Below are 12,673 nucleotides of genomic sequence, written 5' to 3' on the forward strand. Positions count from 1 at the left end.
TTGTTTTGAGGTGCTGGAGATAGCAACGTGTTCTACAGTATGCGGTTTGTGGGCAGCGGAGAATGTGTATAGGAGACGGGGTAGACGGGGCCGCCGACCCGCTCACCAAGGGCGCCTGGATCGCGCTCATCGGCGGCCCCGTCTACCTGCTCATCACCGTCATCCTCGACTGGGAGGTCCCCGGCTGGGCCGCCTTCCTCGCCGTCGCCGCCTTCATCGGCGGCTTCGTCACCCTCGTCCTCCGCATGGGCGACGAACCGAGGGACCCCGACGACGGAGCGGTCGTCTAATAGGGGGGCGCCCCCCAATCCCCCGTCAGCGACGGGAGGGTTTTGCGGCTCATCCAGGGGCGGTCAGGTCTAGGTCCGCCATTAGGGGACGGTGGTCTGTGGCCACTGGGTAGAGCCTTTTCAGGGTCTCGTCCGTTGGGACGCCGCAGGCGGTGGGGTGGAATTGGGGGTCGGTGAAGACTGCGTCTATGCGGCGGGACGGGGTGCGGGACGAGAAGGTTCGTTCTTCGCCTGTGGGGGCCGTTTCGTAGGCGTCTTTGAGGGTTCGCGTGAGGCGGGTCCAGGTGTCGCCGCCCGGTTCTTCGTTGAAGTCGCCGGCCAGGATCACCGGTGCCCCGTAGCGGGTGCGGGCCCGGTCGAGGTGGGCGAGGATCTCGTCGGCGTGGCGGAGGCGGGGTTCGTCCTTCAGGTCCAGATGGGTGCTCGCGGCTATGAGGCGGGTTCCCCGGATTTCGAGGACGGCGATCGCCAGGGCCCGGCGGTGCAGGTCCGGGTCGGGGGTCAGCAGGTGGAACTCGCGGGCCTCGCGACGGACGTGCGGGGCGGTGAGGACGGCGAGCCCGCAGGCCCGCCGTCCTGCCGCGATCCGCATGCCGCAGGCGTTCGCCAGGCGGCGGCGCTGGAGGCGCCACAGGCCGAAGCGCGGGACCTCCTGGAGGCACAGGACGTCCGGGGCGACCGCGCGGACGACGCGGGCCACGGCCGCCGGGTCGTCGCGCAGGGACCGGACGTTGTAGCTCAGCAGGCGGACGGCGGCCACGCCTAGACGATCACGTCCCGGAAGGGGCGGACGCGGGCGAGGTCCGCGGCGCCGACGATGCCCGCCGCCGAGCCCAGCTCGGCGATCCGGATGTCGGGCAGCGGGCGGTGGCCGCGTCCGGTCAGCGCGTCCTCGAACGCGGTGCGGATCGGGTCGAGGAGCAGGTCGCCGGCGTCGGACAGGCCGCCGCCGATGATGAACGCGCCCGGGTCCATGATCGCGCTGAGGTCGGCGAGGCCCTGGCCCGCCCAGTGCGCGATGGTGCGGAAGCACTCCAGCGCGGCCTTGTCGCCCTCGCGGGCCGCCTGCGACACCTCGGGGCCGCTGATGCCCTCCGGGCGGCCGCCGCCGAGCTCCAGCAGCCGTCCCGCCATCGCGGGCGCCACCCGGGCCAGGTCGCGGGCCTCGTGCACGAGGGCGTTGCCGCTGGCGTACTGCTCCCAGCAGCCGCGGTTGCCGCAGCCGCAGCGGCGCCCGTCCGGGACGACCCGGAAGTGGCCCATCTCGGCGCCGATGCCGAACGCGCCCCGGTACAGCTCGCCGCCCATGATGATGCCGCCGCCGATGCCGGTGCCGAGCGCCACCAGGACGAGGAAGTTCTCCCCGCGGCCCGCGCCGAACCGGGCCTCGCCCCACGCGGTGGCGTTGCCGTCGTTCTCCACGACGACCGGCAGCCCGACCAGGCTCTCGACCTTCTCCTTGATCGGCTCGTCCCGCCAGGCGAGGTTCGGCGCGAACAGCACCGTGGCGCGGGCCTCGTCGACGAAGCCCGCGGTGCCGAGGCCGACCGCCGACACCTCGTCGTACTTGCCCTTCAGCAGGTCGACGACCTCGGCGATGGTCTCGGCGGTCTCCTTCGGGTTCGTCGAGGGAGTCGGCCGGCGGACCTTCTCCAGGATCGTCCCCCGGTCGTCGACGACCCCCGCGGCTACCTTCGTGCCGCCCACATCCACGCCGATGGTCAGGGCCATGTAACGCTTCCTCCTCCTCGCGCGCCCCGGCTGGAGCCCATTACCGCACTACCCGATGCCGGCGGCTTGGCACGGTCCCATGACTCCGGTGCCCCGGCCGCCGCCTCCATCATCCCCCCGCCACGGGCGTGCGCGGAATCGTCTCCTGCCGCGTTCAGCGCTCGACGTGGCGCTTGAGGCCCTTGAGGGCGGAGTCGATGATCCGCTTCTCGCCCTTGCGCTTCACCATGCCGATCATCGGGATGCGGACGTCCACGGCCAGCTCGTAGGTCACCTCGGTGCCGCCGCCGCCCTCGGCCAGGGCGTAGGTGCCGTGCAGGCCGGTGACGACGGTGCCCGGCTCCACCAGCTCCCACGTCACCCGGTCGTCGCCCTCCCAGGTGTAGGCGAGCCCGACGGTGTCGCTGAACGGGCCGCCGTCGAAGGTCAGCCGGCCGCGCAGCGCGCGCCCGTCCTCGCCGGTCTCCTGCACGGTGAACTCGCGGATGCCGCTCGCCCAGTCCGGGTAGGCCTCCAGGTCGGCGATCACCGCCATGATCTCGGCCTTCCCGGCCTTGACCGTGATGGAAGAACTCGTGCGGTCGGCCATCTGGCGTCTCCCTCCGGCTGTCGCTGTCGTACCGACCGTATCCGTCACACCGTCAGCACGTACGGAACGCCGCGGGCGCGGAAGTGCCCGACGTTCACGCATTCGGTGCGGCCGATCCGCATCCGGCTCGCGAGCGGCTGGTGGACGTGCCCGAACAGCACGTACTTCGGCTGCGTCCGGTGGATCGCGTCCAGGATCGCCTCGCTGCCCCGCTCGAACCGGCGCGCGACCGTGTCGTACAGCAGTTCGGGGACGGCGGGCGGGATGTGCGCGCACAGCACGTCCACCTCGCCGACGGCCGCGACCTTGGCGGCGAAGGTCTCCTCGTCCAGTTCGTAGGGGGTGCGGTACTCGGTGCGGAGGCCGCCGCCGACGAACCCGAACCGCAGCCCGCCGATCTCGGCGGTCTGCCCGTCCAGGACGTGGTGGCCGTCGCGCAGGTGCGGGCCCCACATGCGCGGGACGTCGACGTTGCCGTACGTCAGGTACGCCGGGGACGGCATGGCGGCGAACAGCTCCGCGTACTGCCGGTCGACGGCGCGCTCGATGTGCGGCCACGCGTCGCCCTCCAGCGACGCCCACAGGCCGCGGGAGAACGCGCGCGCCTCGTCGAAGCGCTTCTCGGTCCGCAGCGCGATGAAGCGGTCGGCGTTCTCCTGGCCGAACAGGTCGGCGAAGATCCCCTGCGCGTGGTCCTGGTAGTCGATGAACAGGATCAGGTCGCCCAGGCAGATGAGGACGTCGGCGCCGTCCGCCGCGCTCGTCAGGGCGTCCGCGCGGCCATGGACGTCGCTCACCACGTGGATCCGCATGAACCGACTGTAATGGGGCGGACCGGGCGGAGAAGCGGGCGGGTCAGCCGGTGGCGGCGGACACCAGCGAGCGCCACTCCCGCACGAGGGCCGGGTCGGCGGGGGCGTCCCAGGCGCCGTCCGGGCGGACGGCGGTGCCCACGTGGAAGGCCGTGACGCCCGCGGCGGCGAGGACCGCGACGTGCTTGCGGCGCAGCCCGCCCCCGGCCATGATCATCTTGGCCGCGTCCGGGTCCTCGGTGGCGCGCCGCACGAGCACGTCGACGCCGGCGTCGACGCCGCGCGCCGAGCCGGCGGTGAGGACGGTGTCGAGCCCGCCGCCGAGATGCCGGACGGTGCGCCACGCCTGGACGGGGTCGGCGGCGTGGTCCAGCGCGCGGTGGAACGTCCAGGGCAGCGGCGCGGCGACGGCGGCGAGCTTGCCGGTGGCGGCCGCGTCGACCTGGCCGGCCGAGTCGAGGAAGCCGAGCACGAAGCCGTCCGCGCCCGCGTCCGCGAGGTCGGCGGCGGCGCGCCGGAGCCGGTCCAGCTCGGCGCCGGTCGTGCGGAACCCGGCGTTGGCGCGCAGCATCACCCGCATCGGCAGCGTCGAGGCCGCCCGGATCGCGGCGACCAGGTCGGGGTCCGGGGTGAGCCCGTCGGCGGCCATGTCGGCGACGACCTCGATCCGGTCGGCGCCGCCGTCCTCGGCCGCCCGCGCGTCGTCCGCGGTCAGCGCGATCACTTCGAGCAGCGACATGGCGATCCCCCGACGGCGTTTCGGTGTGCGGCCGGGGTCAAGCGTAGGCGACGGGACCGCCGCCGCCACGGGCGACGGGCGGTCTTTGCCGTGCCGTTAACCCGGAGGCGTGCGGTCCGCCGCGGAGCGGGCATGACCGGGCGGGGAATCGCCACCGGACCGGCGAAATCACTACTCATGGGTATCATTCCGGTACGGGGAGACCTCCGACGACTTCCCGCCGATCTGGCAGACCGACAACAGGAGTGGGCCGTGCGCGAGTTCAGCGTCCCCGCGATGGTGGAGGTCCCCGACTCCGCCAATCTGACCGACGCGCCCTTCACCAGGGCCATCGAGGAGCCGGGCGCGATCGTGGCGCGCCGCAAGAGCGGCCCGGACGACCGGCCGGCGTGGAGCGCGGTCACCGCCGCCGAGTTCGCGGCCGAGCTGGCGGCGGTCGCCAAGGGCCTCGCGGCCGCCGGGGTCGAGTCCGGCGACCGGGTGTGCATCCTGTCTCGGACCCGCTACGAGTGGACCGTCCTCGACTACGCGATCTGGACGGCCGGCGCGGTCTCCGTCCCCATCTACGAGACGTCGTCCGCCGAGCAGATCGAGTGGATCGTCGGCGACTCCGGCGCGAAGGCCGTCTTCGCCGAGACCGCCGAGCACGAGGCGCGGGTCGCCGAGGTCCGCGACCGGCTGCCCGGCCTCGCGCACGTGTGGGGCATCGACGCGGGCGGGGTCGCGGAGGTCACCGCGCTCGGCGCGGACACCGGCGACGACGTGGTCGAGCAGCGCCGCCGGTCCCGCACCGCCGCCGACCTCGCCACCCTCGTCTACACCTCCGGCACGACCGGGCGTCCCAAGGGCTGCGAGATCACCCACGGGAACCTGGTGTCGACCGCCCGCAACGCGGTGCAGGGCGCGATCTCCGAGGTCGCCGTCGAGGGCAGCTCCACGCTGCTGTTCCTGCCGCTCGCGCACGTGTTCGCGCGGCTGATCGAGGTCGCGACGATCGAGGGCGGCATCGTCCTCGGGCACAGCGACATCCCGAACCTGCTGCCCGACCTCGCGTCCTTCCAGCCGACGTTCCTGCTGGCCGTCCCGCGCGTGTTCGAGAAGGTCTACAACGGCGCCGAGCAGAAGGCCGCGGCGGACGGCAAGGGCAAGGTCTTCAAGGCCGCCGCCGAGACCGCGGTCGCCTACAGCCGCGCGCTGGACGCGGGCCGCCCCGGCCTCGGGCTCCGGGCGAAGCACAAGGTCTTCGACATCCTGGTGTACGGCAAGCTGCGCGCCGCCGTCGGCGGCAAGGTCGAGTACGCCGTGTCGGGCGGCGCGGCGCTGGGCGAGCGCCTCGGGCACTTCTTCCGCGGCGTCGGCATCACGATCCTGGAGGGCTACGGGCTCACCGAGACGACCGCGCCCGCCAGCGTCAACCGCCCCACCGCCATCAAGATCGGCACGGTGGGCCGGCCGATCCCGGGCGTGGACGTCCGCATCGCCGACGACGGCGAGGTCCTCGTCCGCGGCATCAACGTGCTGCGCGGCTACTGGAACAACGAGGCCGCCACCAAGGAGGCGCTGGAGGACGGCTGGCTCCACACCGGCGACCTCGGCTCCCTCGACGAGGACGGCTTCCTGCGGATCACCGGCCGCAAGAAGGAGATCCTCGTCACCGCCGCCGGCAAGAACGTGGCGCCCGCCCCGCTGGAGGACCGGCTCCGCGCGCACCCGCTGATCAGCCAGTGCCTCGTCGTCGGTGACGGCCGCAAGTTCATCAGCGCCCTCGTCACGCTGGACGAGGAGGCGCTCGTCCCGTGGAAGGCGCAGCACGGCAAGCCCGAGACGATGAGCGTGGACGACCTGCGCCGCGACCCCGACGTCATCGCCGAGATCGAGGCCGCGGTCGCCGACGCGAACAAGTCGGTCAGCCACGCCGAGGCGATCAAGAAGTACGTCGTCCTCGGCGTCGACTTCACCGAGGAGGCCGGCCACATGACGCCGAGCCTGAAGGTGAAGCGCAACGTCGTGATGAAGGACTTCGCCGACGAGATCGAGTCCCTCTACACCGCCTGACCCGGGCCCTCAGCAGAGGGAGGCGACGGCGTCCTCGACCGGGGTGCCGCCGTTCAGGAGGTCGAGCGTGCGGCGGCGGACACCGGGCGCGTCGAGCAGCGCCACGATGACCGCCGCCACGTCGTCGCGGGTCACCGCGTCGTGCCCGATCGGCGGCTCCTCCAGCCGCACGAGCCCCGTGCCCGGGTCGTCGGTGAGCCGGCCCGGGCGCAGGATCAGCCAGTCGAGGGCGTCGCGGTCCTTCAGGTCGTCCTCGGCCTCGCCCTTGGCGCGGATGTAGGCGTCCCAGACCTCGCCGCGCCCCGGGGCGGACTTCTCGCCGGCGCCCATCGCGGAGATCTGCACGAAGTCGCGCACGCCGGCGCGCTCGGCCGCGTCCGCCACGAGCACCGACGCGGCCCGGTCGACGGTGTCCTTGCGGGCCGCGCCGCTGCCGGGTCCCGCGCCGGCGGCGAACACGACGGCGTCCGCGCCGGCCAGATGCCCGGCGACCGTGGCCGCGTCCGCGGACTCCAGGTCGCACACCACCGGTTCGGCGCCGGTGTCCCGGACGTCCCCGGCGTGGTCCGGGTTGCGGATGATGCTCCGTACGGCGTCCCCTCGTGCGGCCAGCAGCCGGGACAGCCGCAGCGCGATCTGCCCGTGCCCGCCCGCGATCACAATCTCCATGCCGCGATCGTAGGACGGCCGGCCGCCGGACGCGCGCGGACGCGGCCGGTGAGGTCCGTCCTCACCGGCCGCGTTTCCGGAACCTGCCCCGGCCGCCCGGACGTGTCCGGACGCGGGGAACGGGTCAGCGGCGGCGCTTGCCGGTCGTGCGCGCGCCCTTGTTGATGGCGGTGACGGCCTGCTGCATCAGCTCCTCGCCCATCACGTTGATGAAGTCGCCGTGGTCGGTCACCGGGTCGTGGCCCGACTCGGGGAAGCTGTCCAGCGCGAACGCGAGCGGCTTGGCGGGCACGTCGTAGGCCAGCGTCATCCGCAGCTGCGGGATGGCCTTGAAGCCCTGCGGGCAGGCGCCCGTCCGCTCGTTCGCGAAGGCGACGTGGTCGCGGTGGTTGGCGCTGTCGGTGTTCTGGCCGTCCCAGCAGCCGGGGAAGTTCAGCACGCGCTCGACCTGGCTGCCCTCGGGGCACAGCGGGTACTTGTCGGTGAACGCCCGGTTCTCGAAGCCGGAGCACGTCCACTGCGAGTGGGCGTTCTTCAGGCCGTTCGTGACGGCCTTGGCGTCACCGGTCGCGATCCGGATGAACTGCGGCGCCGCGGTCACCTTGCTGCGCGCGTTGCCGAGGAACTGGAGCTTCACGCTGGACGGGGTGACGATGCTGCCGACGTTGCCGTCCGCCGTGCTCTGCTCCGCCCGGTCCGAGTCGTCCTGGCCGTCGCGGAGCCGGATCACCGGCCAGAAGTAGGCCGACTTGTCGCCGTTGGTGCAGGTCGTCCCGGCCGCGGCGAACGTCTCGTCGGTGGAGAAGGCGTTCGTGTCGAGGTTGCCCACGTAGTCGTGGATGTGGTGCGCGCCGTTCACGACGCCGGGCGCCGCGAGCACGTTGTCGGGGTTGCTGTGCGCCTGGCCCTCGTTCACGCCGCATTCGGACGCGAACACGCCGGTGGACGCCTGCCGGGTGCGGCGCGGCTGCCGGACGCGGGGCGCCTTGTTGATGTCGACGAACTGGTCGGCGCGCAGTTCCGGGTTGGGCGGGGGCTGGTTCCCCTGGTCGCCGTTCTGGCCGTCGCCTTGGTCGCCGTTGCCTTGGTCGCCGTTGCCCTGGTCGCCGTTGCCCTGGTCACCATTGCCCTGGTCACCGTTCTGCTGGCCACCGTCGCCCATCTGACCGCCGTCACCCATTTGGCCGCCGTCGCCCATCTGACCGCCGTCGCCCATCTGACCGCCGCCGGGCTGCTGGCCGCCGTCCTGCTGGCCGCCGCCGTTCTGCTGGCCGCCGCCCGCGCCGTCCGTCGGCTGGGCGGTGGGCTGGCCGGTGGGCTGGCCGTAGCCCTGCCCGCCGTTCTGCTGCTGGCCGCCGTTCTGCTGGCCGCCGTTCTGCTGCTGGCCACCGCCCTGCAGGTTGGGGATGCCGGAGCCGTCGTTGCCGCCGGCCGGCTGCTCGGGGTAGGCGGCCGGGTTCGCGGCCTTGCTCGTCTGCGGCGCGCCCGGCTGTGCCACGGCGCCGGGGGTCTCCTGGCAGGCCGTCGCGACAAGGGCGAGCGCCGGGATCAGCACGGCGAAGGCTTTCTTCTTTCGTCCCATGGAAAATATCTCCCTTTGCGGGGGTGGGATGTGTACGTCTAGTGCAGGGCGCGCCGGGGAACCAGCCCGGTACTCTCCAGCAGCGAAATATGCGTGTTCACGAATTTCATTCCGCTTTCGATGAACGATCGCATCACGGTGTTCTCGGTCTGCGCGCGGGCCTTGGCGAGGAGCTGGAAGACCTGCCCGTGCGCGGCACGGAGCCGCAGCACGAACGTCTTGTCGTAATCGGCGCCGAACTTGCCCGACATTTCTCTCAGCCAGCTCTTCTGCGACCCGTTGGGCTCAACGGGGAGGAGTACGCCGAGCTGCTCCGCGACCGCGCGGGTGGCGGTGTCCAGCTGCAGGTGCTGGGCCGCGATGATCCCGGCGACCTCCCGCACCCTGGGGGCCGCGGCGCGCTGCTGGGCCTGCTGGCCCGCGGGCATCTCCCACAGGTTGGCCTGCCTGACCTTGACGAGCACCGTTCTGTCCTGGGCGCTCAGCGGCCCCCACTTGGTACTCACGGTGCCGCCGAGGCGCGCCGCGCCGCTGGCCGGGGCGCCGACCGGATTGATGACGACCACGAAGGCGGCCGCGCCCGCGGCGACGACCGCCAGGATCAGCAGCAGACGCCCTCTGCCCAGGCTCGGGAGCCTGCGCCTCGCGGCCATTCCGTACGCCTTCTCCATGATCACCTGCCTCCTCTCCGAATCTTCTCGATGGACGCGACGCGGGTCTTGCCATCAATACGCACCGCGTTGGTGCGAGGGTTCAACGATGTCCACTTGTCGTCATTTTTCTTACCGGTGCGCTTCAGCGCCGCGACGGTGCCCCCGGGACGCCGTCGACGACGCGGAGCGCCAATGCGGGGCACATCGCGACCGCTTTCTGCACGTCCTTCTCCAGCCATGCGGGAATGTCGGTGCCGAGCACCACGGGGAAGCCGTAGCGGTCGAGCTGGATCAGCTCGGGGACGAGGTAGGCGCACAGGCCGTGCCCGTCGCACCGGCTCCAGTCGATCGCCACCCGCCCCTCCGAGCCGTCCGGCACCGGGAGCGGCAGCACGCCGTAGGTCGACAGCCCGCAGCCGCCGCCCCACCGGTGCGCGTCGATGTCGGCGCCGAACGCCTCCATCGCCGACACCACGAACTTCGCCGTCCCGTCCGGGTGGGTGCAGGCGCCGCGGCCCCGGCCCACACTGGCGGCGCGGCGGACGTCCTCCACCGAGCCGGCGCCCTCGGTGAGCGCGTTCAGCGACCGGACGACGTCGGGCAGCCCGAGCCGGCACGGCCCGCACTGCCCGGCGGACTGCGCCGCGAGGTAGGACGCGATGCGCGTCACCTCGCCGAGCGGGCAGGTGCCCTGGGTGAGCGGCAGGATGATGCCGGCGCCGACCGTCCCGCCGACGCGCCGCATCCCGGCGCGCGACAGCAGCGCCCGCGACACCCCGGCCGGGTCGAGCCACATGCCGTGGTACCCGCCGACGAGCACGCCCGGCGACGGCGGCACCTGGCAGTGGTCGAGGACGGTCTGCAGCGGCGTCCCGTACGGCGCCTCCACGACCTGGGTGCCGCCGATCGTGAGCAGCGTGGTGCCCGGCTCGTCCTCGGTCCCGGCCGAGGCGTACAGGTCGGGGCCGAGCGAGACCAGCACCGCGAGCTGCGCGAACGTCTCGGTGTTGGACAGCAGTGTCGGGTAGCCGTCCACCCCGGAGTCGGACGCGCGGACCTTGACGCCCGGCGGGATCGGGATCTCCCCGTTGATGGCGCGGATCACCGCGCCGCTCTCCCCGGAGATGAACCGCTCGGTCAGCCGGACGACGCGGGCCGGCATCCGCCGCTCGCTGATCGCGGCGCGCACCGAGCGGGCCGCCTCGTCGTCCTCGACGGCGACCACGATCCGCTGCGTGCCGAGCGCGGACGCGGCGATCTGCGCGCCGTCGAGGACCAGGTGCGGGGCCCGGCCGAGCAGCACCTTGTCCTTGGAGCTGCCGGGCTCGCCCTCCGCGCCGTTCACGACCACGACGACGTTCTCGCTGGAGCCGCGCTCGTCGGCCCGCTCGCCGGGCAGCAGCGCGGTCTGGTCGGCGGTCGGGTGCTTGATCCGCGCCGCGACCGCCATCAGCTTGCGCGCGAACGGGAAGCCGGCCCCGCCGCGTCCCCGCATGTCGACCTGCTCGGCCATGCGGACCAGATCGTCCAGGCCGGGCGCGCGGAGCTTGCCGTGCACCGCCAGGTGCCGGTCGATGTCCAGCCGGTCGAACCGGTCGAACCCGAGCGTCAGGCGGGGGCCGCCGATGCCCGAGACGGTGACCGTCGATGTCATCGCATGACCTCGGTGTCACGGCCCTGCCCGACGATCGGCATGCCGCGCGAGTCGGAGACGGTCCGGCGCGGGTCGTCCCGGTAGCCGCGCTCGTCGTAGTCCGCGTCGTCGTAGTCCCGGTCGTAGTCGCGCGCGTCGTAGTCGCGGGACGCCGCCGCGGCGCGGCCCTCCTCGCGCTCGCGCCCCGCCATCTCGCGCCGGTACCGGCGGCGCCCGGCGCCGTCCGGCCGGGTGAACGCGTCGACCTCGTCGCCGGCCCGGGCCACGTCCCGCGGCTTGATCACCACGATCATGCGGGTGACGAGCGCGAGCGCGACGAGCACCACGCTCAGCACGTAGCTGAGCACCACCCAGTTCGCGGCGGCCCGGCCGGTGATGAGGCCGTGCACGATCGCGATCGGCCAGGCGAGGTAGGCGAGCGCGTGCGTCGACCGCCACATCCAGGTCTTGCCGCGGATCGCGAACTTCGCCCGCACCATCCCGATGACCAGGACGAGGATCATCAGCCAGGCCGCGATCGTGCCGAGCCCGATGGCGCCGCCGTCCGGGACGACGATGTTGACCGGCTGCGCGATCCCGTTCATCACCTTCACCGAGACGTGCGCGACCAGCATCGCCGTGGCCACCACGGCGGCGGCGCGGTGCACCGCCTGCGCGAGCACCCGGTGCCGGATCTTCAGGATCAGCCGCTCGGTGGCGAGCAGCCCGCACATCACGGCGGTGGTGTAGGAGACGAGGGCGAACACGCCCGCGAAGAAGTTGAGGAAGTACTGCACGTTCGCGACCGCGACCGCTCCCGGCGGGGTCGCCGCGCCGATGAGCACCAGCACCGCGCCCGCGAGCACGGCGCGCAGCACCCAGGTGGGCACCGCGGGATCATCACTGCTGCGAGTTCGCACCGTTCGGACTCCTCTTCCTAGGTTGCGGCCGGCGACGGGGCGCCGGCCGATCCTGCGCCGTCCGCCGGCGAGGGGCTGGGGGACGGTGATGACGGCGGAGGCTCCTCGTCCGCCGCGGGGACCGGGCCGAGGTTGGCCATCAGCCCCCCGGGAAGCACCTGCAGGGCACCGCGTTCGGCGAACCCGAGGAGCGGCTTGGCCCGCTCCCGGAACGTCCAGCCGCCGATCTCGGCGCCGTCCAGCGGGACCGCCCCGCCGCCGCCGCGCAGCGCGAACCCGACCTCGGCGCGGGGCGCCGCGGCGCCGCCGCAGGGCCGGGCGGTGCCTGTCCGGCCGAGCGCGTCGCCCTGCTGGACGACGCTGCCGTCGCGCAGCTTGGGCACGCCCGCCAGCCCGTAGTAGGTCGTCGCGAGGCCGCTCGGGTGGATCAGCAGCACCAGCGCGTTGCCGGACGCGTTGCCGCAGAACCGGTAGAGGCGGCCGTCGCCGGACGCGACGACACGGCCGTCGCCGCCGGAGAACGCCAGCGAGCCGAGCGGGCGCGCGGACCCGTCCGCGGTCGTCATCGCCCAGACCTGGCCGATCTTCCACGGCAGCATGAGCCGGTCGCCGGCCCGCGTCCCGTTGACGAGGGCGGCGGCCTGCGCGGCGGTGACCGCCCCGTACTTGCTCACCAGCCGCACCTCGGACGCCGACATGACGGCCGCGGGCACGTCGCCGAGCAGGGTGGCGAACGCCTTCCCGCCGGACAGCCCGACCTGCCACTCCCTGCCGGTCCAGTGCGCGGCGTAGAAGGCGACCTCCGGGTTGGCGCTGCTGGACTCGGGGACGGGGATCGCGGTCGTGCCGAACACCCAGGTCTTGTCGGCGCTGGTCCGGGTGGCGCCCACGATCGGCGGCTGCGTCGGCGCCGCGCCGTAGGCCTGCCGGGCGGCGGCGCCGCGCTCGTCCAGGGTCAGCTTCCGCACCTGCGGGTGCTCGCACCCGCAGGCTCGGGCCG

General features: G+C 73.1%; 13 protein-coding genes. 2 read left to right on the forward strand and 11 right to left on the reverse strand.

All coding sequences use genetic code 11. The features are described from left to right. Positions 1-62 precede the first annotated feature (62 nt). Entirely contained in the window at positions 63-290 is a 228-nt protein-coding gene (locus tag HUX53_RS03155; protein WP_255204867.1) for a hypothetical protein, read from the forward strand. Positions 291-339: 49 nt separating this feature from the next. On the opposite strand, the gene HUX53_RS03160 is transcribed toward HUX53_RS03155, so the two are convergent. The 5 genes from HUX53_RS03160 to HUX53_RS03180 all read right to left on the reverse strand — a co-directional run bounded on the left by HUX53_RS03160 (position 340) and on the right by HUX53_RS03180 (position 4,161). Further along, on the reverse strand, positions 340-1,050 hold the full coding sequence (locus tag HUX53_RS03160; protein WP_176401665.1) for an endonuclease/exonuclease/phosphatase family protein: 711 nt from the start codon (positions 1,048-1,050) through the stop codon (positions 340-342). A gap of 2 nt (positions 1,051-1,052) precedes the next feature. After that, the gene (locus tag HUX53_RS03165) at positions 1,053-2,021 is read right to left on the reverse strand and encodes an ROK family glucokinase (RefSeq protein ID WP_176401666.1); all 969 of its coding nucleotides are present in this window, start codon (positions 2,019-2,021) and stop codon (positions 1,053-1,055) included. A gap of 154 nt (positions 2,022-2,175) precedes the next feature. Beyond that, positions 2,176-2,610, reverse strand: coding sequence for an SRPBCC family protein (locus HUX53_RS03170; RefSeq protein WP_176401667.1), 435 nt, complete (start codon positions 2,608-2,610; stop codon positions 2,176-2,178). Between the two features lie 44 nt (positions 2,611-2,654). Further along, entirely contained in the window at positions 2,655-3,422 is a 768-nt protein-coding gene (locus HUX53_RS03175; protein WP_176401668.1) for a metallophosphoesterase, read from the reverse strand. A gap of 43 nt (positions 3,423-3,465) precedes the next feature. After that, entirely contained in the window at positions 3,466-4,161 is a 696-nt protein-coding gene (locus tag HUX53_RS03180; protein WP_176401669.1) for a copper homeostasis protein CutC, read from the reverse strand. Between the two features lie 252 nt (positions 4,162-4,413). On the opposite strand from HUX53_RS03180, the gene HUX53_RS03185 reads away from it, so the two are divergent. Beyond that, entirely contained in the window at positions 4,414-6,216 is a 1,803-nt protein-coding gene (locus HUX53_RS03185) for a long-chain fatty acid--CoA ligase (protein WP_176401670.1), read from the forward strand. A 9-nt stretch (positions 6,217-6,225) separates the two neighbouring features. Here the strand turns inward: HUX53_RS03185 and HUX53_RS03190 are convergent, their stop codons facing one another. The 6 genes from HUX53_RS03190 to HUX53_RS03215 all read right to left on the reverse strand — a co-directional run. Then, positions 6,226-6,885 carry an NAD(P)H-binding protein gene (locus HUX53_RS03190; protein ID WP_176401671.1) on the reverse strand — a complete coding sequence of 220 codons (660 nt, stop codon included), beginning with the start codon at positions 6,883-6,885 and terminating at the stop codon, positions 6,226-6,228. Positions 6,886-7,009: 124 nt separating this feature from the next. Then, entirely contained in the window at positions 7,010-8,467 is a 1,458-nt protein-coding gene (locus HUX53_RS03195; protein ID WP_176401672.1) for a DUF1996 domain-containing protein, read from the reverse strand. A 38-nt stretch (positions 8,468-8,505) separates the two neighbouring features. After that, a complete protein-coding gene (locus HUX53_RS03200; protein ID WP_255204868.1) occupies positions 8,506-9,138 on the reverse strand; it encodes a DUF4142 domain-containing protein in 633 nt (210 codons plus the stop codon). A 124-nt stretch (positions 9,139-9,262) separates the two neighbouring features. Then, complete coding sequence (locus HUX53_RS03205; protein ID WP_176401673.1) at positions 9,263-10,774, reverse strand: NADH-quinone oxidoreductase subunit NuoF family protein; 1,512 nt, start codon at positions 10,772-10,774, stop codon at positions 9,263-9,265. Next, positions 10,771-11,643: a hypothetical protein gene (locus HUX53_RS03210; RefSeq protein ID WP_176401674.1), complete on the reverse strand. Its 873-nt coding sequence runs from the start codon at positions 11,641-11,643 to the stop codon at positions 10,771-10,773. The genes HUX53_RS03205 and HUX53_RS03210 overlap by 4 nt, the downstream gene beginning before the upstream one ends. 47 nt (positions 11,644-11,690) lie before the next feature. Beyond that, a partial coding sequence (locus HUX53_RS03215; protein ID WP_217919025.1) for a M23 family metallopeptidase occupies positions 11,691-12,673 on the reverse strand: 983 nt, incomplete at its 5' end.

This window comes from Actinomadura sp. BRA 177, from assembly GCF_013372625.1.
Taxonomy (GTDB): domain Bacteria; phylum Actinomycetota; class Actinomycetes; order Streptosporangiales; family Streptosporangiaceae; genus Spirillospora.